The organism is Cobetia sp. PDI-23MA, from assembly GCF_059507735.1.
In genome coordinates this window covers 138,661-162,656 of record NZ_CM183352.1, presented here as the reverse complement: position 1 = coordinate 162,656, position 23,996 = coordinate 138,661, and the positions used below count along the sequence as shown (strand labels likewise).

The following is a 23,996-nucleotide window of genomic DNA, read 5'->3' as shown; positions in this document are numbered from 1 at the left end:
TCCTTGCAGGGGCGCTATCAGAGCGAGCGCTCGACCTGGATCTGGTCGAACACCTCGATCTTGTCGCCAACCTGCACGTCGTTGTAGTTCTTGACGCCGATACCACATTCCATGCCGTTGCGGACTTCGTTGACGTCATCCTTGAAGCGACGCAGGGACTCCAGCTCGCCTTCATAGATGACCACGTTGTCACGCAGCACGCGGATGCGCTTGGAGCGGTACATGGTGCCTTCGACGACCATGCAACCGGCGATCGCACCGATCTTCGGAGCCTTGAAGACATCGCGCACTTCGGCGACACCGACGATCTGCTCGCGGAATTCCGGAGCCAGCATGCCGGACATGGCCAGCTTGACCTCGTCGATCAGCTGGTAGATGACGCTGTAGTAGCGCAGATCCAGACCTTCACGCTCGACGATCTCACGCGCGGAGGCGTCAGCACGGACGTTGAAGCCGACCAGGATCGCTTCGGAAGCGAGTGCCAGGTTGGCATCGGTACCGGTAATACCACCGACACCGGAAGAGACCACGGCCACCTTGACTTCTTCGGTGGAGAGTTCTTCCAGCGCGCCACGGATGGCTTCCAGAGACCCCTGCACGTCGGCCTTGAGGACGACGTTGACCTTGGCGACTTCGTCCTGGCCCATCTGGGAGAACATGTTCTCCAGCTTGGCTTTCTGCTGACGTGCCAGACGCACTTCGCGGTACTTGCCCTGACGGAAGTTGGCGACTTCACGCGCCTTCTTCTCGTCCGGAACCACGGTGAACTCTTCACCGGCGTCCGGCGTGCCACCCAGCCCCTGGATCTCGACCGGCATGGCCGGGCCCGCGGAATCGACCTGCTTGCCGAGCTCATTGACCAGCGCACGCACACGGCCGTAATGCAGGCCGGCGAGGACGATATCACCCTTCTTCAGCGTACCGTTCTGGACCAGCACGGTCGCGACCGGGCCACGGCCCTTGTCGAGACGGGACTCGACCACGACGCCTTTACCCGGCGCGGACGGCACGGCCTGAAGTTCGAGAACTTCGGAGACCAGCAGGACACTTTCGAGCAGCGCGTCGATGTTCTCGCCGGTCTTGGCGGAAACGTGGACGAACTGGGTATCACCACCCCATTCCTCGGAGATGACACCGTGCTGGGACAACTCGTTCTTGACGCGGTCCGGATCAGCACCCGGCTTGTCGATCTTGTTCACCGCCACGACCATCGGGACACCCGCGGCCTTGGAGTGCTCGACAGCCTCGATGGTCTGCGGCATCACGCCATCATCGGCAGCCACCACCAGGATGACGACATCGGTCGCCTTGGCACCACGAGCACGCATGGCGGTAAACGCCGCGTGGCCCGGGGTATCCAGGAAGGTGATGTCGCCGTTGTCGTGTTCGACGTGGTAGGCACCGATGTGCTGGGTGATACCACCTGCCTCACCTGTGGCGACCTTGGTGCGACGGATGTAATCCAGCAGCGAGGTCTTGCCGTGGTCGACGTGACCCATGACGGTAACGACCGGCGCGCGGGTGATCTGCTCACCTTCGTAGGAGATGCCTTCGAGAACGGCTGTCTCGAGTGCGTCATCCTTGATCAGCTTGGGCGTGTGGCCCATTTCCTCGACCACGATGGTCGCGGTTTCCTGATCGATCGTCTGGTTGATGGTGACCGCAGCGCCCATGTTGAACATGGTCTTGATCACTTCAGACGCCTTGACGGCCATCTTGTCGGCGAGGTCTGCCACTGAGATGGACTCAGGAATGGAGACTTCACGGACGAAGGTCTGAACCGGCTTCGGCGGCTGACGGTTGGCATCACGGCCACCACGACGACCACCGCGACGCTCGGCGCGCTTGACCTTCTTGGCCCCGCCACGCTTGCGTTCGCTACGATCTTCACGGGCTTCGCGACGATCGCGTGAGTCATCACGCGGCGCAGCCTTGGCGCGACGCGGTGCATCACCACGCGGCTCCTTCGGCGGCGCATTGACTTCCGGCGCAGCGTCGGCGACCGGTGCAGCGACAGCAGCCGGTGCACTCTGACGTGGACGCTCTTCGCGACGGTTGTCGTTGCCACGACGCTCTTCACGCTGCGGCGCAGCCGCCGGCTTTTCAGCAGCGGCAGCCGGTGCAGCAGCCGGGGCTTCTGCAGCCTGCTCTTCGTCCTCTTTGACGTAGGTACGCTTCTTGCGCACCTGCACCTCGATGGACTTGCCGCGACCGCCGCCCGTGTTGATACGAGACTTGGTCTTGCGGGTCAGGGTAATGCGATTCTTGGGCGCTGCCGGAGCGGCGCCACCACCGTGGCTCTTGGTGAGGTGATCCAGCAGCTTCTGCTTGTCGACCTCAGAGACGGCGTCGTTCTCTGACTTGTGCTTCAGACCCGCTTCGTGCATCTGTTCCAGTAGGCGGGCTGACTCGCGGCCCACCTTCTTGGCGAATTCTTTGACTGTCATTTCTGACATGTACGACCCTCCTGAGCCCGTGACCTAGTTACTGTTCGCTTGCGAACCAGGGCGCGCGGGCGGTCATGATCAACGCCGCTGCTCGCTCTTCGTCGACGCCTTCGATGTCTTTCAGATCATCGATGGCCTGCTCAGCAAGGTCTTCCATGGTGACGATACCCTTGCTGGCCAGGATGTATGCCAGATGACTTTCCATGCCTTCCATGTTGAGCAGGTCTTCGGCCGGCTGTGCGCCGTCCAGTTGCTCTTCAGTGGCGATGGCGAGATTCAGCAGTTCATCCTTGGCCCGAGCGCGCAGCTCCTCGACCAGATCCTGGTCAAAGCCCTCGACCTCGAGCATTTCCTCGAGCGGGACATAGGCGATTTCCTCGAGTGAGGTGAAGCCCTCGTCCACCAGGACACGGGCTAGATCCTCTTCGATCTCGAGATGAGTGATGAAATATTCGACGAAACTGTCGATTTCCTGCTCGCGCTTGCCCTCGGCTTCCGCCTCGGTCATGACATTGAGCTGCCAACCGGTCAGCTCACTGGCCAGACGAACGTTCTGACCGCTGCGACCGATGGCCTGGGCCAGGTTGTCCGCAGCGACAGCGACATCCATGGAATGGGTGTCTTCGTCGACCAGAATGGAACCGACATCTGCCGGTGCCATGGCGTTGATGACGAGCTGGGCAGGATTGTCATCCCACAGGATGATATCCACGCGTTCGTTACGCAGTTCATTGGACACGGCCTGCACGCGTGAACCACGCATGCCGACACAGGCACCGATCGGATCGATGCGCTTGTCGTTGCTCTTGACCGCGATCTTGGCGCGCGAACCCGGGTCACGGGCAGCCCCCTTGATCTCGATCAGCTGCTCGGCGATTTCCGGGACTTCGATCTTGAACAGCTCGATGATCAGCTCAGGACGCGTACGCGACAGGATCAGCTGAGAACCACGAGCATCCGCGTCGACTTTCCACAGCAGGGCACGAACCCGCTCATTCAAGCGGTAGCGCTCGCCGTGAATCATCTCACCGCGCGGCAGGAAGCCTTCGGCGTTGTCGCCCAGATCGATGATGAGGCCATCACGTGTCGTCTTCTTGACGATACCCGCGACCAGCTCACCTTCACGCTCGGCGTAAAGGCGCACCACTTCCGCACGCTCGGCCTCGCGCACCTTCTGCACGATGACCTGCTTGGCGGTCTGTGCAGCGATGCGACCGAACGCTTCGGATTCGATCTGCTTCTCGACCACGGCACCCAGCGCCAGCGGCTCTTCGCGCTGTTCGGCGATGCTGGCCTTGATCTCGTAGTCCGGCGTCTCGAACTCGTCGTCTTCGACGACGGTCCAGCGACGGTAGGTCGCGTAATCACCGGTGACACGATCGATCTTGACGCGGATATCCGCCTCTTCCTGATCGAAACGCTTGCGTGACGCCGAAGCCAATGCCACTTCGACGGCTTCGAAAATCACATCCCGCGGCACGCCTTTCTCGTTGGAGATGGCGTCAACGACCAGCAGAATCTCTTTGCTCATGACTTTGCCTCGCCAGAAACCTGTCCTTGCGCATCGACCCGGGCTCGCAACGCGAGCGGTGTGCCGACAACGTCAGTTATTTGAACTGCGGCACAATGCGTGCCTGGTCGATGCTTTCAATGGGAAAGCAGTATTCTTCTTCATCGACCCGGATCACGACATCACCGTCTTCGGTGCCAGTCACCAGCCCTTGGAACTTGCGCTGGCCATCGAAGGCCTGGCGAAGTCGCAGTGCCACCACGTGACCGATGTAGCGCTCGTACTGGTCAAGCGTGAACAACGGACGATCCATGCCTGGAGACGAGACTTCAAGCTGGAACTGACCGGTAATGGGGTCTTCGACATCCAGTACGGCACCCACCTGACGACTGACGCTTGCGCAGTTGTCCACGGTAATGCCATCGGGATGGTCGATATAGATCACCAGACGGGACTGCTTGCCTTGGGAGAGATAGTCGATACCCCAGAGCTCGAAGCCCAGAGCAGAGACGACTGGATCGATGAGCGCGTTAAGCGCAGCGTCCTTGGTTGACACAGACGAGGCTCCTACAGCAGTTGCATCAGGCACCTGACCGGGAGTAGAGAAGAGAGCTAGGTGGCTGATTGGCACTGGTGCTAACAAAAAGCCCCTTCATAGGAAGGGGCCTTTCAAGAAACTTGGTAGCGGGGACCGGATTTGAACCGATGACCTTCGGGTTATGAGCCCGACGAGCTACCAGACTGCTCCACCCCGCAACAATAGTCGGACGATGGTAATGTCACCGAAAAAGGAGGTCAAGGAATGACGTCTTTCCAAGGTGGCAGAGTTGCGTCCAGACTGCCAATCGATCTAACAAGATGGTGCCGAAGGGGGGACTTGAACCCCCACGACCGTAAGGTCACTACCCCCTCAAGATAGCGTGTCTACCAATTCCACCACTTCGGCACGGGGCGGGTATCGCCTGAGACGTTACCCGGAAGAATTCAAAGTTAACGCCTTGAATTCCTTAGAGTGCTGGTTGGTTTGCGTTGCCGCTTTCCTCAAGCACTGGCGACGTATTCTCCACACTTTCCTCGGAGTCGTCAAGTGATGGCAGTGAATTTTTCTGCTGCTCGATCACGCTGGCATTCGGAATGCCCGCTTCGGCTGACGGCTGGTTGGCATTGGATGCGAACCAGGCCAGTGTCAGAGAGGTCGCGAAGAAGCCCGCGGCCAGAACACCCGTGAAGCGCGCGAGGAAGTTGCCGCTACCGCTGGACCCGAAAACGGTCTGGGAAGCACCACCGCCACCAAAGGCAGCGCCAGCTTCGGCACCCTTGCCCTGCTGGAGAAGGACGAGCACGATCAGCGCGACCGCGAGTACCACATGGACCATCAGAACGGCTACTTGCATGAGATTCAACCTGCAGACTGGCAAATGGCTAGGAATTCGTCGATCTGGAGCGAGGCACCGCCCACGAGACCGCCGTCGATATCCGGCTGCGCAAGCAGCTCGGCGGCATTGGCAGCCTTCATGCTGCCGCCGTACAACAATTGCATTGCCTCGGCGAGCGAGGCAGACCACTCGGCCAGGCGCGCGCGAATGGCCGCATGGACCTCCTGCGCCTGCTGGGGCGAGGCGGTGCGCCCGGTACCGATGGCCCAGACGGGCTCATAGGCGACGACCAGACGCGTGCGCGCATCGGCGGAGAGCGCGGAGAGCACCGCCTCCAGCTGCCCCAGCACGACACGCTCCGTGTCACCGGCTTCACGCTCCTCGAGCGTCTCACCGACACACAGCACCGGTATGAGCCCAGCGGCAAGCGCCGCCTCGACACGCGCCAGTACCGCCGCATCGTCTTCAGCATACAGGCTTCGACGCTCCGAGTGGCCGACCAGCACCATCGCGGCACCGACATCCTTGAGCATCTGACCCGCTACTTCGCCGGTAAAGGCACCCTCGCTCGCCGGATTCAGCGTCTGCCCCGCCAGCGCCACGCTCACAGGCATGCTCGCGCGAGCGGCGCTCAGATAAGGGAAAGGCACTGCCAGCGCCACCTGAATGCCCTGCGGCAGCTCAGCCGCCTGCAGGCCCTGGGCAAACTCATCGACCAGGGCAAGATCACCATTCATCTTCCAGTTTCCGGCAATCAGCGGTGTACGCATGTGCTTCTCCCTTGTGAGCAGTGCGAGGATGGTAATGGAGCCGCCCTTGACTGACAACCTTCGCGACCCCTGTCAAGCCCCGTGATCCGGCACGATCAGGCTCGGGGCAACTGCCAGAAACGACAACAGGCGCACTCGGCGCCTGTTGTCGTCCTGTGCAACCCGACCACTCGGCGACGTGAACCGTCACCCCGGCGAGCTGTCCTGTCAGCGCATCACGCCGACATGCTGGATTCGACCGTCGCGGCGATCTGACCCGCCAGCGCATCGACATCGAAGTGTGGACGCCCTTCGACCATGACACGAATCAGCGGTTCCGTGCCGCTGGGGCGCAGCAACACGCGCCCTTCGTTGCCCAGCGTCTGCTCCACTTCGACCACGGCGGCCTGCACGGCATCCGCCGCCATCAGCGCCTTGTTGTCGCAACCCGGCGCCAGACGCACATTGATCAGCGCCTGGGGAGCCTTTTCGAAGCCGACCAGCAATTCGCTGAGCGAGCACTCTTCACGCGCCATGATCGCCAGCACCTGCAGCGCCGAGACGATGCCATCGCCGGTGCTCTGGATATGGCTACAGACGATGTGACCGGAGGATTCGCCGCCCAGCTGCCAGCCATTGGCTTCCAGACGCTCGATGACGTAGCGGTCACCGACCTTGGCGCGCTCGAAGGGAATTCCCAGGCCTTCCAACGCAGCCGCCAGACCGAAGTTGGACATCAGGGTGCCGACGACACCACCGCCCAGCACACCGCGCTCGTGACGGTCACGCGCGATCATGTAGAGGATGTCGTCACCATCGATGACACGGCCATCGGCATCGACCAGGATCAGGCGGTCACCATCTCCATCGAAGGCCACGCCCAGATCGGCGCCCTGCTCGATGACGGCCGCACGCAGCGCCTGCGGTTGCGTGGAGCCGACACCCTGATTGATGTTGAGGCCATCCGGCTCACCGCCGATGACGCTGACCTTGGCACCCAGCTCACGGAAGACGTTTGGCGCGATGTGATAGGTCGCACCATGCGCGCAATCCAGCACCACCTTCATGCCGTGCAGGCCCAGACGGCCCGGCAGCGTGGATTTGCAGAATTCGATATAGCGGCCGGCCGCATCCTGGATGCGTGACGCCTTGCCCAGGCTATCCGGGCCGACGATCACGATGTCGCGGTCCAGCTCGGCTTCGATCTCGGCTTCCAGCGCATCGTCCAGCTTGGTGCCGGCCGCGGAGAAGAACTTGATGCCGTTGTCCGGATAGGCGTTGTGGGAGGCCGAGATGACGATGCCGGCATCGGCGCGGAAGGTACGCGTCAGATAGGCGATCCCCGGTGTCGGCATCGGACCGAGCAGGGACACATCGACGCCCGCTGCCGAAAGGCCGGACTCGAGCGCGGATTCGAACATGTAGCCCGAGATGCGCGTGTCCTTGCCGATCAATACCTTGCCACGGCCGTGACGGGCGAATACGCGGCCTGCCGCCCAGCCCAGCTTGAGCATGAAGTCTGGCGTGATGGGGAATTCCCCGACCGTGCCGCGAATACCATCCGTACCAAAATAACGTCGACTCATCGTATCGTGCCTTCCTGTAGCACGGCCCATGCCATGTCGACAGCGTCGACAGTCGGGGCCACGTCGTGAACGCGAAACAGTCTGGCCCCGTCACGAACGGCCAATGCCGTCAGTGCCAGGTTACCAGCCAAGCGATCCTCTACCGCGCGCCCGAGGGCATTGCCGATCATGCTCTTGCGTGACGTGCCGATCAGCAGCGGGAGGTTGAATTCATGCAACTGCGCCATGCGGTGATACAGGCGCAGATTGTCTTGCAGTGACTTGCCAAAGCCGAAGCCGGGGTCCAGCAGCAGTCGCTCACGCGCGATGCCCGCCGCCTCACAGGCCGCGATACGCGTCGCCAGAAACGCACGAACTTCCTGCTCGATGGACTGAGCATAATGCGTATCCTGCTGCATGGTGCCCGGCTCGCCGCGCATGTGCATCAGACAGACAGGCAGCCCGCTGTCAGCGGCAGCCTCGAGCGCGCCGTCTCGATTCAGCGCCCGCACGTCATTGATCATGCCGGCCCCCAGCCGTGCGGTTTCGCGCATGACTTGCGGGTTGCTGGTATCAATGCTCACCAAGGCGCCCAACTCGCTCACCAGCCGCTCCACCACCGGGCAGACTCGCTCAAGCTCTTCCTCGGTGCTGACCGGCGTCGCCCCGGGTCGCGTCGACTCACCGCCGACATCGATCATCGCGGCACCATCGACCAGCATCTGCTCGGCATTGCGCAGCGCGGCATCCAGGGTCGTGCTGCGACCGCCATCCGAGAAGGAGTCCGGCGTCACGTTGAGAATCCCCATCACCCGCGGACGCGAGAGATCGAGAAGGTGTCCAGCGCACTCCAGTGACATCAGATGGCCCACTCGAGGTTCGAGAGGCGCACTCAAGGCAGAATTCGTCATGGCATTCCATGCAGGCGAGAGAGGCGCGAAGGGGGCTTCGCAGCCCAGTCAGAAATGATTGCGCACCACTTTAAAGAGCTAGCCCATGGCGCGCAAGGCGTGGAACGGCCGCCACACGGGGCGTCAGAAGATGGCAACGCCATTGGCCCAGACCTTTCATCCCGCGCTCAACATGGCGCTGACAATGCCCGTGCAGAGACATGAGTCGGCGTCATCACGCAACGGCGTAGGCCACTCATCAGCAGCACCTTAACTTCACCAGCGTCATTGCTGCAGCGGCACAGACCACCACTGCTGCAGACAAGAAAACGCCCGACTGGCAAGCCAGTCGGGCGTTTTTCTTTCAAAGGCTCAAACATCACATGCGATATCGGGAGCCCCTTATGCCTAGATCAATGACCGCTCGGCCCCCCCAGCGGATCAGACGGGTGACGGCGATTGCTGTCGTCATCTTCACCGCCATCAGTGTCATCATCCGCCTTGGGAGCTTCCGGCGCTTCCGCCTTCGGAGTGTCGGCGACCGGGGCCACCAGGCCACCATCACCGCCGCTCGCCGGGCCCCCCCAGTCCTTCGGCGGACGCGGCGTGCGGCCGGCCATGATATCCGCCAGCTGCTCGGCATCGATGGTCTCGTAGGTCATCAGCGCTTCGGTCATCGCATCCAGCTTGTCGCGATTCTCTTCCAGGATCTGCTGCGCCTTGGCGTAGCACTCATCGATGATACGACGCACTTCCTTGTCGAGACGCGAGGTGGTGTCACCAGACTTCAGCTTGCCGCCACCCTGCCCCGGGCCACCGAGGAACTGATGGGACTCGTCCTCATCGTACATGATCGGCCCCATCTCGCTGGAGAGCCCCCACTTGGCGACCATGTTGTGGGCAAGTTCAGTAGCACGCTTGATGTCATTGGAGGCGCCGGTGGTGACACCGTTCGGGCCCAGCGTCATCTCTTCGGCGATACGACCGCCGAACAGCGAGCAGATCTGACTGATGATCTGCTGACGCGAGTAGCTGTAGCGATCCTCTTCCGGCAGGAACATCGTCACACCCAGCGCACGGCCGCGCGGGATGATTGACACCTTGTAGACCGGATCATGCTCTGGCATCACCAGGCCGATGATGGCGTGGCCAGACTCGTGATAGGCCGTGTTGCGCTTCTCCTTCTCGGACATGACCATCGATTTGCGCTCAGCGCCCATCATGATCTTGTCCTTGGCCAGCTCCAGCTCTTCCATGCCGACCAGACGCTTGTTGCGACGCGCGGCGAACAGGGCGGCTTCATTGACCAGATTGGCCAAATCCGCACCGGAGAAGCCCGGGGTACCGCGTGCAATGTTGCCCGGCACGACATCATCGCCCATCGGCACCTTGCGCAGATGAACACCGAGGATGTGCTCGCGGCCACGGATGTCCGGCAAAGCGACGGTTACCTGCCGGTCGAAGCGGCCCGGACGCAGCAACGCGGGGTCAAGCACGTCAGGACGGTTGGTCGCGGCGATGACGATGATGCCGTCGTTCGCCTCGAAGCCATCCATCTCGACCAGCAGCTGGTTCAGCGTCTGCTCACGCTCATCGTGACCACCGCCCATGCCGGAACCACGGTGACGGCCGACGGCGTCAATCTCATCGATGAAGATGATGCACGGCGCCTGCTTCTTGGCCTGCTCGAACATATCACGCACACGGGAGGCACCGACACCGACGAACATCTCGACGAAGTCAGAACCGGATATGCTGAAGAACGGCACCTTGGCTTCACCGGCGATCGCCTTGGCTAGCAGAGTCTTGCCGGTACCCGGCGGGCCTACCATCAGGACACCACGTGGAATCTGACCACCAAGACGCTGGAACTTGCTGGGGTCCTTGAGGAAGTCGACGAGCTCCTCGACTTCTTCCTTGGCCTCGTCACAGCCCGCCACGTCAGTGAAGGTGGTCTTGATCTGATCCTGGCTCAGCAGCTTGGCCTTGGACTTGCCGAAGCTCATCGGACCACCCTTGCCGGCACCGCCCCCCTGCATCTGGCGCATGAAGAACATGAAGATGGCCAGAATGATCAGAATCGGGAAGCTGGCAATCAACAGGCGTGTCCACAGCGACTGCTGCTCAGGCTTCTTGCCGATGACCTCCACCTTGTTGGCAAGCAGGTCATCCATCAGCTTGGGATCGGACGCCGCCGGCCGGATGGTGGTGAAGCTGGAGCCATCGGTCCGCTCCCCCTCAATGGTGTAACCATCGATGGTCACACTCTTGATCCGGTCGTTCTGCACCTGCTGGACGAACTGTGAATAGTTCATCGCCTGCGGCGAGGTATCGACGCTGAAGTTGTTGAACACCGTCAGCAGCACTGCTGCGATGATCAACCAGAGAATCAGGTTCTTCGCCATGTCGTTCAAGGGGACACCCTCATTGCATGAATCTGTCTTGGCATGCCGTGAATACTCCGACTGCCGTCTTGTGGTGGCCTGCCATGCTATCTGATCGTGCCTGCGGGGTATCAAGTCAGCGCAACGCGCCACTTTGCCCTACCGAGTCACTCAAAGCTTGCCGTGCATTGTGCTACCTGCCTGCCAGCATCGGTAAGGCATTGAAACCCACCGAACTGTCACTGGCCCATCGTACTCAAGACCCAATGATATCGACACTACACCAGATGGGGGCTGGCAACCATTGCTTAAAGCCCGACAATGGACTATTGCGCCGATAGACAGCCTGCATCAGCCAGCGCCTGCGATTCGTCCGAACATATTGACGCCAGTCTGGACGAGCATCGCATGGCTCGCCTTAACCCGCGATGAAGCATGCGACCAGCAACGTGGAAATCTCGCCACCGCGAGCCGATACCTGCCGCATGCAGCGCCGGGCAAGGACACTTACCGTCAACCCTTGAAGCCCTGCCCCAGCAGATAGACTTCGCGTGACCGTGCACGTGATGCTTCCGGCTTGCGGGTCACGACCTTCTTGAAGCTGCCGCGCATGTCCTTCAGGTAGGCATCGAAGCCCTCACCCTGGAAGACCTTGACCAAGAAATTGCCGCCCGGCTTGAGAGTCTGGCGCGCCAGATCCAGCGCCAGCTCGACCAGGTACATGCCGGCAGGCTGATCGATCGCGCTCATGCCGCTCATGTTGGGCGCCATGTCGGAGATCACGAGGTCCACCGGGCGGTCACCCAGGGTGGCCAGAATCTGGTTCAGCACGGCCTCTTCGGTGAAGTCGCCCTGAATGAAGTCGACACCGGCCAGGGCGTCCATCTCGAGAATGTCGGAGGCGATGACCACGCCTTCCATGCCGACGCGGTCCGCGGCGATCTGGCTCCAGCCGCCGGGGGCTGCGCCAAGGTCGATGACGGTGGCGCCCGGCTTGAGCAGGCGGTCCTTGTCATCGATTTCAATCAGTTTGTAGCTGGCACGGGAACGATAACCATCTGCCCAGCTGCGCTGGACATAGGCGTCATCAAAGTGTTCCTTCATCCAGCCAGCACTGCTCTTGCTGGGGTGAGCCACGTTGTCACCTGGAATGTCGAGGAAAATCGAATACTGGCGGGAGATAGCGCGGGGAATAACGACGACACGAAAGGCGTGGCAAGCTTACGCACGGGTCGTGTCATGAGCGTCGTCATGGAGTAGAATGGCGGGTCCTGCGCGCGGTTCCGCCCGCGGGCACAGACATTGCCTGCGCAACAGACGGGTTCACACCCCTGGATTTCAAGCCCTGGAGTCGACCCTGTCTTTCGCTACGCTCCCCGCTCCCATCGGACGCCAACAGGGAAACTTTACGATACCATGAGCTTGTCACAGTCACAAAAGAAAGCATTTCGCAGCATCGGGCACCATCTTGACCCGATCGTCACCGTCTCGGAAAACGGCCTTTCCGAAGGCGTCGTGACGGAACTGGAGCGCGCACTGCACGATCACGAACTGATCAAGCTGAAGCTGGCGATCAACGATCGCGAAGCGCGCGGCGAAGTGGCTCGCCACCTGTGCAGCGAAACCGGCGCGACCCTGATCCAGAGCATCGGCAAGATCGCCTTGCTCTACCGCCGCAACCCCCAGGCCAAACCGAAGCTCTCCAACGTACAGCGCTTCAGCGAGCAGTGATCTGCCGCCCGGCCTGACGAGGCGAGCCTCTGCGCTCGTCTCGACACGACAACGCCGCCCTCATCGAGGGCGGCGTTGTCGTTTCCCGCCTTGTCCAACGCGACCTGATTTGCAGAAGAAGCTGCAGAACGAGAATGGCCCTGCCGGCATCACCGGCAGGGCCATCAGGGCCTCGGCATCTGATAGCTCAGATGCGCAGGGCGTCAGATGTGATGCACTTCGGAGATTTCATACTCCACATCGCCACCCGGGGTACGCACGACCACGACATCCCCTTCTTCCTTGCCGATCAGCGCACGCGCGATCGGAGAGGTGACGGAAATCTTGCCGTCCTTGATGCTGGCTTCATCTTCGCCAACGATGCGGTAGCGCACTTCGCTATCGTCATCGAGGTTCATCAGGTCGACCGTGGTGCCGAAGATCACCTTGCCGGTCTTCGGCAACTTGGTGACGTCGATCACCTGGGACATGGAGAGCTTGGACTCGATCTCCTGGATACGCCCCTCGATGAAACCCTGCTGTTCACGCGCGGCGTGGTACTCGGCATTCTCCTTGAGATCGCCGTGCTCACGAGCTTCCGCGATGTCAGCGATGACCCGGGGACGCTCAGTGCCCTTTAGGTGCTCGAGCTCCTTGCGAAGGCGGTCTTCGCCTTCGACGGTCATCGGACTTCTACTCATATCATGACTCCTGCATGCAGATCCTGGAGACGACGGACCTTGACGTCGTTGCCGTAGGCAAGCGCCATGCACACGGCATTGGCACCCGCCAGCGTCGTGGCGTAGGGCACCTTGTGCGCCAGCGCCGTGCGACGGATCACGGACGAGTCATTGATGGCCTGACGTCCCTCTGTGGTGTTGACGATATAGGCGATCTCGCCGTTCTTGATCATGTCGGCGATATGCGGCCGCCCTTCGAACACCTTGTTGACGGGTTCAACCTCGAGGCCGGCAGCGGCGATCACCTCTGCCGTGCCACGGGTAGCACAAAGCGTAAAGCCTAATGCTACCAGAGAGCGGGCCACCTCGATAACGCCCGCCTTGTCGAACTCACGCACGGACAGGAAGGCCTTGCGATCACCAGTCAGGGTCGGGATGGCTTCACCGGCACCCAGCTGCGCCTTGTAGAAGGCTTCCGCGAAGGTATCGCCAGAGCCCATCACTTCGCCGGTGGACTTCATTTCCGGCGACAGGATCGGGTCGACCCCCGGGAACTTGGCGAACGGCAGCACCGCTTCCTTCACACTGTAGAAGGTCGGCACGATTTCCTGGGTGAAACCGATCTCTTCCAGGGTCTGGCCAGCCATGCAGCGTGCGGCGATCTGCGCCAGCGACTGGCCGATGCACTTGGAGACGAACGGCACGGTACGTGAAGCGCGCGGATTGACCTCGATGACGTAGATCACGCCATCCTGCCAGGCCAGCTGCACGTTCATCAGGCCGACGACGTTGAGTTCCAGTGCCATGCGCTTGACCTGCTCGCGCATCTCTTCCTGGACGTCTGCCGGCAGCGAGTACGGCGGCAGGGCGCACGCGGAGTCACCGGAGTGGATACCGGCCTGCTCGATGTGCTGCATGATGGCGCCGATCACGACCTGCTTGCCGTCGGACACCGCATCGATGTCGACTTCGATGGCCGCGTTCAGGAAGTGGTCCAGCAGCACCGGCGAGTCATTGGAGACCTTGACCGCGTGGGTCATGTAGTTCTCGAGCTCGGCGGCGGAGTAGACGATTTCCATCGCGCGGCCACCCAGCACGTAGCTCGGGCGCACCACCAGCGGATAACCGATGACCTCGGCCTTGACGAAGGCTTCCTCGAAGCTGCGCGCGGTGGCGTTATCCGGCTGGATCAGACCGAGCTTCTCGATCATCTGCTGGAAACGCTCGCGGTCTTCGGCGCGGTCGATGGCGTCCGGCGTGGTACCGATGATCGGCACACCGGCGGCTTCGAGCTCGCGCGCCAGCTTCAGCGGCGTCTGACCACCGAACTGGACGATGACACCGACCGGCTGCTCCTTGTCGGCGATCTCCAGCACGTCTTCCAGGGTGACCGGCTCGAAGTAGAGGCGATCGGAAGTGTCATAGTCGGTCGAAACCGTTTCCGGATTGCAGTTGACCATGATGGTCTCGTAGCCGTCCGCACGCATGGCGAGGGAGGCGTGGACACAGCAGTAGTCGAACTCGATACCCTGACCGATACGGTTCGGCCCGCCACCCAGCACCATGATCTTCTTCTTGTCGCTGACTTCCGCCTCGCACTCTTCCTCATAGGTGGAGTACATGTAGGCGGTGTCGGACGCGAATTCGGCGGCACAGGTGTCGACACGCTTGTAAACCGGACGGATGCCCTGCTTCTGACGGTGCTTGCGGAAGGCCTTCTCGGACACGCCCATCAGACGCGCCAGGCGCGCATCGCTGAAGCCCTTGCGCTTGAGGCGGAACAGACGATCGGCGTCCATCTCGCCCAGCGAGCTTGCGGCCACTGCGCCTTCCTGAGCGATCAGGTCGGCCAGCTGCACCAGGTACCAGCGGTCGATGTTGGTGAGACGGAAGATCTCTTCGATATCGAGGCCGGCACGCATGGCATCGGCGATGTAGAAGATACGCTCGGCACCAGCGGCCTGCAGCTCGCCCTTGATGCGCGCCATGTTCTCGTCGCTGAAGTTCTCGACGATCGGATCGAGACCGTCAACGCCGGTCTCCATGCCACGCAGCGCCTTCTGCAGGGATTCCTGGAAGGTACGGCCGATGGCCATGACTTCGCCGACCGACTTCATCTGCGTGGTCAGGCGGTCATTGGCCTGCGGGAATTTCTCGAAGGTGAAGCGCGGAATCTTGGTGACGACGTAATCGATGGACGGCTCGAATGACGCCGGTGTCTTGCCACCGGTGATGTCGTTCTGCAGCTCATCCAAGGTGTAGCCGACGGCCAGCTTGGCGGCGATCTTGGCGATCGGGAAGCCGGTCGCCTTGGAAGCCAGTGCCGAGGAACGCGACACGCGCGGGTTCATCTCGATCACGACCATGCGGCCAGTGTCCGGGCAGATGCCGAACTGGACGTTGGAGCCGCCGGTCTCGACGCCGATCTCGCGCAGAACGGCCAGCGACGCATCACGCATCAGCTGGTATTCCTTGTCGGTCAGAGTCTGGGCCGGGGCGACGGTGATGGAGTCACCTGTGTGCACACCCATCGGGTCGAAGTTCTCGATGGCGCAGACGATGATGCAGTTGTCGTTCTTGTCACGAACGACCTCCATCTCGTACTCCTTCCAGCCCAGCAGCGACTCGTCGATCAACAGCTCGTGGGTCGGCGACAGCTCGAAGCCGCGATGGCAGATCTCTTCGAATTCTTCACGGTTGTACGCCACGCCGCCGCCGGAGCCGCCCATGGTGAAGCTGGGGCGGATGATGGACGGGAAGCCCAGCTCGGCCTGGATTTCCCAGGCTTCTTCCATGGAGTGCGCGACCTTGGCCTTCGGGCACGCCAGACCGATCTTCTTCATCGCCTTGTCGAAGCGATCACGGTCTTCGGCCTTGTCGATGGTGTCGGCGTTGGCACCGATCATCTCGACGCCGTACTGCTCGAGCACGCCTTCGCGCTCCAGTGCCAGTGCACAGTTCAGCGCGGTCTGGCCGCCCATGGTCGGCAGGACAGCATCCGGGCGTTCCTTCTCGATGATGCGCGCCACGGCTTCCCAGGTGATCGGCTCGATGTAGGTCGCATCGGCCATCACCGGGTCGGTCATGATGGTTGCCGGGTTGGAGTTGACCAGGATGACCCGGTAACCCTCTTCACGCAGGGCCTTGCAGGCCTGTGCGCCGGAATAGTCGAACTCGCACGCCTGGCCGATGACGATGGGGCCGGCGCCGATGATCAGGATGCTTTTCAGGTCTGTACGTTTAGGCATGTCTCTTCCCGCAATGATCTGGTGACTGAACTCAACGATGGATCAGGCCCTCGGGCCTGCGCTCGGCTCAGCGTCGCGCGCGCATCATCTCGATGAAACGATCGAACAGCGGGGCGACGTCCTGCGGGCCGGGACTGGCTTCCGGGTGCCCCTGGAAGCTGAAGGCCGGGCGGTCGGTGCGCTCGATGCCCTGCAGGCTACCGTCAAACAGCGACTTGTGGGTCGCGCGCAGGTTGCTGGGCATGCCCGCTTCATCCACTGCGAAGCCGTGGTTCTGGCTGGTGATCATCACCACACCGCTGTCGAGGTCCTGCACCGGGTGGTTCGCACCGTGGTGACCGTGGCCCATCTTGACCGTAGTCGCGCCGGAGGCCAGTGCCAGCAGCTGGTGGCCCAGACAGATGCCGAAGACCGGCGTGTCGGTCTCGAGCACTTCACGAATCGCCGTGATGGCGTAGTCGCAGGGCTCGGGGTCACCCGGGCCGTTGGACAGGAAGATGCCATCCGGATTGAGCGCCAGCACCTCAGCGGCAGGCGTCTGCGCCGGCACGACGGTCAGGCGGCAGCCGCGGGAGGCCAGCATGCGCAGGATGTTGTGCTTGACGCCGTAGTCGTAGGCGACCACGTGGAAGGGGCGTTCGGACTCACGGGTATCGGCGTAGCCTTCGCCCAGTGTCCATTCGCCTTCGTGCCACTCGAACTGCGCGCTGCAGGAGGCTTCCTTGGCCAGGTCCATGCCCTTCAGACCCGGGAAGGCGCGTGCCGCTTCCAGCGCGCGTTCGACGGCATCATCACCCCGGGCATCTTCACCGGCGAGGATGGCACCGTTCAGGGAGCCCTTCTCGCGCAGGATGCGTGTCAGGCGACGCGTGTCGATATCAGCGATGCCGACGACATTCTCGTCGCGCAGGTACTGATCGAGGGAGCGAGTGGAGCGGAAGTTGCTGGCCAGCAGCGGGAGGTCGCGGATGACCAGGCCGGCGGCTGCGACGCTGTCGGACTCGGTGTCCTCGTCGTTGATGCCGGTATTGCCGATGTGCGGATACGTCAGAGTGACGATCTGTCGGGTGTAGGAGGGATCGGTCAGGATTTCCTGGTAGCCGGTCATGGCAGTGTTGAACACCACCTCGCCGCTGGTCTGCCCATCAGCGCCGATGGCGCTGCCGTGAAATACACTGCCGTCTTCCAAGGCCAGTATCGCGGGTTTGATCAACGCAACGTCCTCCCCATAGTGTCCACTTTCCTGCCCGGAATCCGCGGTCGAACACCGGACATGCTGCTTGATTATCGTGCTCGGCATTCGCCAAGCCTGTGTCCCGCTGCCGACTTCTGCCAGGCGCCTGTCACTGGACAGACGCGCGCCAGAAGCGGCAAATTCAGGTTGCAAAAAAGCGGGACGAAACCGAAAAATCAGGTTTCATCCCGCTTGTTATCATTCTTCGGAATGCTGCTGGCCCGAGCGCTGCCAAGACGGCAACCAATAGGGCGGCCAAGAACGTGGCCAAATTGGGTAGAGATTACCGGAATCCTCGGGTGCTGACCACCCCGCGCATGCCCCGTCAGCAGGCGACAAGGCCCACGATACGGCCGTTTCGTCGCTGCGGTCAGCTTGACGAAACCCTTGGCCGAGCCAGGACACTGCACACCACTTGCAAAGCGAGGCAGTCCAGCGGCACAAGGCGGCCCCAATGGCTCACACTTGCGCCGCATCCTGCCCACCGAGACAGCTTTCAAGAAATGCTCCTGAATGTCGCCAGCCTGTCATCTCAGCGCTTCGCTCTGCATTCCGCTTACCCCTTTGCTCCCCACTTCGCTCACTTGAGCCCCAGCACATCCTGCATGTCATAGCGGCCGACTTCACGCCCTGACAGCCATTCGGCCGCGCGTGCCGCACCCTTGGCGAAGGTCATGCGGCTCGACGCCTTGTGGGTGATCTCGATGCGCTCGCCTTCGGTGGCGAACATCACGGTGTGCTCGCCGACGATGTCACCGGCACGCACGGTAGCGAAGCCGATTTCCTTGTCGGTACGCGGGCCACACTGGCCTTCACGCACGAAGACACCATGGGTGGCGAGATCACGCCCGATGGAATGTGCCACGGCCTCGCCCATCGCCAGCGCCGTGCCGGACGGGGCGTCGACCTTGTGACGGTGGTGCGCCTCGATGATCTCGATGTCATAGCCGGCATCGCCCAGGGCACGCGCGGCGGTCTCCAGCAGCTTGAGGGTCAGGTTGACGCCGGAACTCATGTTGGCCGCGAACACGAAGGGCACGCTGTCACGGTAGCCATCCAGCTGCTCGAGCTGCTCCGGCGTGAAACCGGTCGTGCCGATCACCATGCGCTTGCCGTGCTCGGCGCACAGCGCCAGGTTGGCCAGTGTCACCTGCGGTGCGGTGAAGTCGATCACCACATCGAAGTCATCCACCACGGCAGCCAGACTGTCGCTGGCGACCACGCCCAGACGACCCTGACCGGCCAGCTCACCGATGTCGACGCCCGCCAAGGAGCTGCCGGATTCGACGATGCCCGCCGCCAGCGTCAGACCTTCCACTGCACCGACGGCCTCGACCAACGTGCGTCCCATGCGTCCGGCGACGCCCATGATTGCGATACGGGTCATGCTGACTCCTGCCTGTTGTGGGTCTTGAGGGTGACAGACCACGAGAATGCCCCGAGCGTGTCACCTATGCTGTGCCCACGAGTATATCAGCCGCCTGCAGCGTTGGCTGACGTCATGTATTTGTGCCGGTTACGCGCTAGAGTAGCCTCGTACCGGGTTGTCTCCTGTTGATCGTCATTTTCTCATCACCGCTCAGTCTCCGGAGTCAGCATGCCTGCACGCCAATTCTTCGCCTCGCGCCGCTGGCGCCTGTTCCAGACCCTCACTGTCACCGCGGCGCTCGCCGGCCTGTTGAGCGCCTGCGGCGTTCACCCGCGCCCCTACACGCTGGCATCGCCAGAACAGAAGAGCGAGTTTCCGGAAATCCAGTGGTGCGGCACGCTCAGACTGCCGGGCAAATGGCTGGATGACACTCCCGTCGGTGGCCTGTCGGACATCGGCTGGGACCAGGACGAGTCACTGCTGTATGCCGTGTCGGACCGCGGCTGGCTGCATCGCCTGCGGCTCGCCTTCCGCCATGGCGAGCTGGTCGGGGCCAAGGCGCTCAATACCTATACCCTCCGCGACGAGACCGATGTCTCGCTGCGCGGCGCCCTCAGTGATGCCGAGGGCCTGCAGCTGCTGCGCGCGAACAATGACCGCCGCGGCGATTCCCGCCTGGTGATCAGCTTCGAGCAGCAGCCACGTGTCGAACACTTCCTGCCCAGCGGCCTGGCCGTCAGCGAGCCCTTCACTCCGATGGGCGCGCGTGGCGCGGCGCCCAACAACGGCATGGAGGCCCTGACCCTGCACCCGCAATACGGCATGCTCGCCGGGCTGGAAGCCACGCCCGAGGGCATGAGCGAGGGCATGACGCGCATCTTCAGCCTCGACGACAAGCACGAGTGGAGCTACCCGCTGGCCAGCGATACCGGTTCGAGCCTGACCGCGATGGAGATGCTGCCCGACGGTGACATGCTGATGCTGGAGCGCGCCTTCTCACCGCCCTTCCCGCTGGTGATCAGTCTGCGCCGCGCGCATCTCGGCGAGCCCGGCACCCAGGTCGAGGTGCGTACCCTGGCACGCCTGTCGAGCGGCGATGGCTGGTCGCTGGACAACTTCGAAGGGCTGACGCATCTGGAAGGCAATCGCTTCCTGATGATCTCGGATGACAACTTCAGCAGCTTCCAGACCACGCTGCTGAGCTGCTTTGCGGTCATCGAACCAGAAGCCTTCACGGCTGAATCAGCGCCGCAATAGCCATGCCCCGGGCTGTGTTACTGGGCTGAATTGCCTGGCTGAGCCACCGAGCCTGAAACGCGAGAGCCCCGCACTCGACAAGTCGAGTGCGGGGCTCTCTGGCATGAAGGCCATCCATGGAGCTGGCCCGCGGACGGCAAGGCGAATGCCTAGGGCTTCATGTCTTCGAAGAACTTCTTCACGCCATCGAAGAAGCTGTTCTCCTTCGGCGAATGGCTCTTGCCGGTATCACCAAGGCTCTGCTGGAACTGACGCAGCAGCTCCTTCTGCTCTTCATTCAGGCTGACCGGGGTCTCGATGACCACCTTGCACAGCAGGTCCCCCGCGGGGCCGCCGCGCACCGGCTTGACGCCCTTGCCGCGCAGACGGAACAGCTTGCCGGTCTGGGTCTCGGCCGGAATCTTCAGCACGACACGTCCGTCGAGGGTCGGCACGTTAAGCTCACCACCCAGCGCCGCATCGACGAAGCTGATCGGCACTTCACACTGCAGGTGACGACCATCGCGCTTGAAGATCTCGTGCTCGCGCAGGTTGACCTGCACATATAGATCGCCTGACGGCCCGCCGTTGACACCGCCTTCGCCTTCGCCGTTCAGGCGGATGCGGTCGCCGGTGTCGACGCCCGGCGGAATCTTGACCGAGAGGGTCTTGGATTCCTGGACGCGGCCTTCGCCGTGACACTTGCGGCACGGCACGCTGATCTTCTCGCCACGACCGTGGCAGGTCGGACACGCCTGCTCGACCGCGAAGAAGCCCTGCTGCATGCGCACCTTACCCATGCCGTTGCAGGTCGGGCAGGTTTCCTTGCTGGAACCCGGCTCAGCACCATCGCCATCGCAGTGGTCACAGGCCGCCAGACGCGGCACGCGGATGTCGACCGTGGTACCGGCAACCGCCGATTCCAGATCGAGATCCAGGTTGTAACGCAGGTCGCTGCCGCGCTGCGGAGCGTTCGGGTTGCGACGACCACCGCCGCCACCGAAGATGTCACCGAAGACATCGCCGAACACATCGCCGAAGCCGCCGGCACCACCACCGCCAAAGCCGCCGCCACCGAAGCCGCCGCCGCCCTGACCATCGACACCGGCATGACCAAACTGGTCATAGGCGGCGCGCTTGTCAGCATCGGACAGCACTTCGTAGGCTTCAGAGACTTCCCGGAACTTCTCGGCCGAGGTTTCATCATCCGGGTTGCGGTCCGGGTGATGCTTCTGGGCCAGGCGTCGGTACGCCTTCTTGATGTCCTTGGTGTCGGCGCCACGCTCGACACCAAGCACTTCGTAATAATCACGCTTGGACATGGATCAGGTCCGCCTGGATTGCTGGCAGCCTGAGGCTGCCGGTCTGTTCTGGAATGCCGGTTGTCACCGGTGGCTCGCGGCTAGCGCAGGGCGCCACCGATGCAAACGACAACGCGGGACGCCTTCACGAGGCTCCCGCGCTGTCATCAGACGTCGTTCAAGAAATCCCTCAGGACTTCTTGTCGTCGTTGACTTCCTCGTACTCGGCGTCAACCACGTCGTCGTCCTGCTTCTTGCCAGCCTGACCGTCGGCAGCCTGCTCACCCTGGGCACCCTGCTCGGCGTAGAGCTTCTGCGCCAGGTTGCCGGACGCTTCGGTCAGTGCATCCAGCTTGGCCTGGATCGCATCCTTGTCGTCGCCTTTCAGGGCTTCTTCCAGCTCGGAGATCGCCGTCTCGATGGCTTCCTTCTCGCTGGCTTCAGCCTTGTCACCGGCTTCGGTCAGGGTCTTCTTGGTCGCGTGAATCATACCGTCGGCCTGATTGCGCAGCTGGACCATTTCCTCGAACTTCTTGTCTTCGTCGGCGTTGGCTTCCGCGTCGCGCACCATCTGCTCGATCTCGTCGTCGGACAGGCCGCCGGAAGACTTGATGACGATGGACTGTTCCTTGCCGGTCGCCTTGTCCTTGGCGGACACGTTCAGGATACCGTTGGCATCCAGGTCGAAGGAAACTTCGATCTGCGGCACACCACGCGGTGCCGGCGGAATGTCGGCCAGGTCGAAGCGACCCAGAGACTTGTTCTGCGCGGCCTGCTTGCGCTCACCCTGCAGGACGTGGATGGTCACCGCGCCCTGGTTGTCTTCAGCGGTGGAGAACACCTGAGACTTCTTGGTCGGGATGGTGGTGTTCTTCTCGATCAGCGGCGTCAGCACGCCACCCATGGTCTCGATACCGAGGGTCAGCGGCGTCACGTCCAGCAGCAGCACGTCCTTGACGTCGCCGCCCAGCACGCCGCCCTGGATACCGGCACCGACAGCGACCGCTTCATCCGGGTTGACGTCCTTGCGTGCTTCCTTGCCGAAGAACTCGGCTACCTTGGACTGCACCAGCGGCATGCGGGTCTGACCACCGACCAGGATGACATCATCGATCTCGGAGGCGGACAGGCCAGCGTCGGACAGCGCGGTCTGGCACGGCTTCAGGGAGCGTGCGACCAGGTCGTCGACCAGAGACTCGAGCTTGGAACGAGTCACCTTGACGTTCAGGTGCTTCGGACCAGTGTTGTCAGCCGTGATGTACGGCAGGTTCACGTCGGTCTGCTGAGCGCTGGACAGTTCGATCTTGGCCTTCTCGGCGGCTTCCTTCAGACGCTGCATGGCGAGGTTGTCGCCGGACAGGTCGATACCACTGTCAGCCTTGAACTGGTCAACCAGGTAGTTGATCAGGTGCATGTCGAAATCTTCACCGCCCAGGAAGGTGTCGCCGTTGGTGGCGAGCACTTCGAACTGGGTCTCACCGTCGACGTCGGCGACTTCGATGATGGAGATATCGAAGGTACCGCCGCCCAGGTCGTAGACCGCGATGGTCTTGTCACCACGGGACTTGTCCATGCCGTAGGCGAGGGCTGCGGCAGTCGGCTCGTTGATGATGCGCTTGACGTCGAGACCCGCGATGCGGCCGGCGTCCTTGGTCGCCTGACGCTGGGAATCGTTGAAGTAGGCCGGCACGGTGATGACGGCTTCGGTGACTTCTTCACCGAGGTAGTCTTCCGCGGTCTTCTTCATCTTCTTGAGGATTTCCGCACTGATCTGCGGCGGCGCCATCTTCTTGTCTTTCACCTGCACCCAGGCGTCGCCGTTGTCGGCTTCGACAATCTTGTACGGCACCATTTTGATGTCTTTCTGAACCACATCATCCTTGAACTTGCGACCGATCAGGCGCTTGACCGCGAAGAGAGTGTTCTCCGGGTTGGTCACTGCCTGACGCTTGGCCGACTGGCCGACCAGAATCTCGCTGTCGTCGGTGTAAGCGATGATGGACGGTGTGGTGCGACCGCCTTCAGCGTTTTCGATGACCTTGGTTTTCTCGCCGTCGAGCACTGCCACACAGGAGTTGGTAGTACCCAAGTCAATACCGATGATGCGTCCCATAATCGTATACCTCGAATCTATTGCTAGCCTGAAAGATAAGTCTGGATGTCGGCACCTTGTGTCGGTACCTGAACTTGTTTCTCTAGATGGGGTCGCGTGTCAGGGTTTCAAGACCCGGCCGGGCAAATTTTCCCGGGCCGGATCGCCCTGAGCCCCCACAGGGCGCGATCCAACGCCTATCGGG

Annotated in this window: 17 protein-coding genes and 2 tRNA genes; 2 read left to right on the top strand and 17 right to left on the bottom strand. The window is 62.1% G+C overall.

What is annotated here, in order from left to right:
- Positions 1 to 17 precede the first annotated feature (17 nt).
- The 11 genes from infB to rlmE all read right to left on the bottom strand — a co-directional run bounded on the left by infB (position 18) and on the right by rlmE (position 12,058).
- A complete protein-coding gene (gene infB, locus AC5WNJ_RS00740; protein ID WP_253063261.1) occupies positions 18 to 2,456 on the bottom strand; it encodes a translation initiation factor IF-2 in 2,439 nt (812 codons plus the stop codon).
- Positions 2,457 to 2,484: 28 nt separating this feature from the next.
- Positions 2,485 to 3,978: a transcription termination factor NusA gene (nusA, locus tag AC5WNJ_RS00735; protein ID WP_253063263.1), complete on the bottom strand. Its 1,494-nt coding sequence runs from the start codon at positions 3,976 to 3,978 to the stop codon at positions 2,485 to 2,487.
- 76 nt (positions 3,979 to 4,054) lie between these two features.
- A complete protein-coding gene (gene rimP, locus AC5WNJ_RS00730; protein WP_175089040.1) occupies positions 4,055 to 4,513 on the bottom strand; it encodes a ribosome maturation factor RimP in 459 nt (152 codons plus the stop codon).
- A gap of 123 nt (positions 4,514 to 4,636) precedes the next feature.
- Positions 4,637 to 4,713 (bottom strand) — tRNA-Met (locus AC5WNJ_RS00725).
- 103 nt (positions 4,714 to 4,816) lie between these two features.
- Positions 4,817 to 4,903, bottom strand: a tRNA-Leu gene (locus AC5WNJ_RS00720).
- 61 nt (positions 4,904 to 4,964) lie between these two features.
- Positions 4,965 to 5,351: a preprotein translocase subunit SecG gene (secG, locus tag AC5WNJ_RS00715; protein ID WP_253063265.1), complete on the bottom strand. Its 387-nt coding sequence runs from the start codon at positions 5,349 to 5,351 to the stop codon at positions 4,965 to 4,967.
- A 5-nt stretch (positions 5,352 to 5,356) separates the two neighbouring features.
- Positions 5,357 to 6,103: a triose-phosphate isomerase gene (gene tpiA / locus AC5WNJ_RS00710; RefSeq protein ID WP_253063267.1), complete on the bottom strand. Its 747-nt coding sequence runs from the start codon at positions 6,101 to 6,103 to the stop codon at positions 5,357 to 5,359.
- A 215-nt stretch (positions 6,104 to 6,318) separates the two neighbouring features.
- Positions 6,319 to 7,668, bottom strand: coding sequence for a phosphoglucosamine mutase (glmM, locus tag AC5WNJ_RS00705; RefSeq protein ID WP_176675927.1), 1,350 nt, complete (start codon positions 7,666 to 7,668; stop codon positions 6,319 to 6,321).
- A complete protein-coding gene (gene folP, locus AC5WNJ_RS00700; RefSeq protein WP_495930320.1) occupies positions 7,665 to 8,558 on the bottom strand; it encodes a dihydropteroate synthase in 894 nt (297 codons plus the stop codon). Before folP ends, glmM begins: the two co-directional genes overlap by 4 nt.
- 392 nt (positions 8,559 to 8,950) lie before the next feature.
- Positions 8,951 to 10,951, bottom strand: coding sequence for an ATP-dependent zinc metalloprotease FtsH (gene ftsH, locus AC5WNJ_RS00695; RefSeq protein WP_176675926.1), 2,001 nt, complete (start codon positions 10,949 to 10,951; stop codon positions 8,951 to 8,953).
- 483 nt (positions 10,952 to 11,434) lie between these two features.
- Positions 11,435 to 12,058 (bottom strand): 23S rRNA (uridine(2552)-2'-O)-methyltransferase RlmE, encoded by a 624-nt coding sequence (gene rlmE, locus AC5WNJ_RS00690; protein ID WP_225347478.1) that lies wholly within the window; start codon positions 12,056 to 12,058, stop codon positions 11,435 to 11,437.
- A 279-nt stretch (positions 12,059 to 12,337) separates the two neighbouring features.
- Here rlmE and yhbY point away from each other — a divergent pair, with 279 nt between their 5' ends.
- The gene (yhbY, locus tag AC5WNJ_RS00685; protein WP_176675924.1) at positions 12,338 to 12,652 is read left to right on the top strand and encodes a ribosome assembly RNA-binding protein YhbY; all 315 of its coding nucleotides are present in this window, start codon (positions 12,338 to 12,340) and stop codon (positions 12,650 to 12,652) included.
- Positions 12,653 to 12,855: 203 nt separating this feature from the next.
- Here the strand turns inward: yhbY and greA are convergent, their stop codons facing one another.
- The 4 genes from greA to dapB form a co-directional block, all read right to left on the bottom strand.
- Entirely contained in the window at positions 12,856 to 13,332 is a 477-nt protein-coding gene (gene greA / locus AC5WNJ_RS00680) for a transcription elongation factor GreA (protein ID WP_043333374.1), read from the bottom strand.
- Complete coding sequence (carB, locus tag AC5WNJ_RS00675) at positions 13,329 to 16,559, bottom strand: carbamoyl-phosphate synthase large subunit (protein WP_253063269.1); 3,231 nt, start codon at positions 16,557 to 16,559, stop codon at positions 13,329 to 13,331. Before carB ends, greA begins: the two co-directional genes overlap by 4 nt.
- Before the next feature lie 67 nt (positions 16,560 to 16,626).
- Positions 16,627 to 17,772, bottom strand: a complete 1,146-nt coding sequence (gene carA / locus AC5WNJ_RS00670; protein ID WP_253063279.1) for a glutamine-hydrolyzing carbamoyl-phosphate synthase small subunit — start codon at positions 17,770 to 17,772, stop codon at positions 16,627 to 16,629.
- A 601-nt stretch (positions 17,773 to 18,373) separates the two neighbouring features.
- The gene (gene dapB / locus AC5WNJ_RS00665; protein ID WP_253063281.1) at positions 18,374 to 19,180 is read right to left on the bottom strand and encodes a 4-hydroxy-tetrahydrodipicolinate reductase; all 807 of its coding nucleotides are present in this window, start codon (positions 19,178 to 19,180) and stop codon (positions 18,374 to 18,376) included.
- A gap of 210 nt (positions 19,181 to 19,390) precedes the next feature.
- Here dapB and AC5WNJ_RS00660 point away from each other — a divergent pair, with 210 nt between their 5' ends.
- Positions 19,391 to 20,419 (top strand): esterase-like activity of phytase family protein, encoded by a 1,029-nt coding sequence (locus AC5WNJ_RS00660; RefSeq protein WP_253063284.1) that lies wholly within the window; start codon positions 19,391 to 19,393, stop codon positions 20,417 to 20,419.
- 149 nt (positions 20,420 to 20,568) lie between these two features.
- Here AC5WNJ_RS00660 and dnaJ read toward each other — a convergent pair whose 3' ends face one another.
- Both dnaJ and dnaK read right to left on the bottom strand, forming a co-directional pair.
- On the bottom strand, positions 20,569 to 21,720 hold the full coding sequence (gene dnaJ / locus AC5WNJ_RS00655; RefSeq protein WP_175089033.1) for a molecular chaperone DnaJ: 1,152 nt from the start codon (positions 21,718 to 21,720) through the stop codon (positions 20,569 to 20,571).
- Positions 21,721 to 21,889: 169 nt separating this feature from the next.
- Positions 21,890 to 23,812 carry a molecular chaperone DnaK gene (dnaK, locus tag AC5WNJ_RS00650; RefSeq protein ID WP_176675919.1) on the bottom strand — a complete coding sequence of 641 codons (1,923 nt, stop codon included), beginning with the start codon at positions 23,810 to 23,812 and terminating at the stop codon, positions 21,890 to 21,892.
- Positions 23,813 to 23,996: the final 184 nt, after the last annotated feature.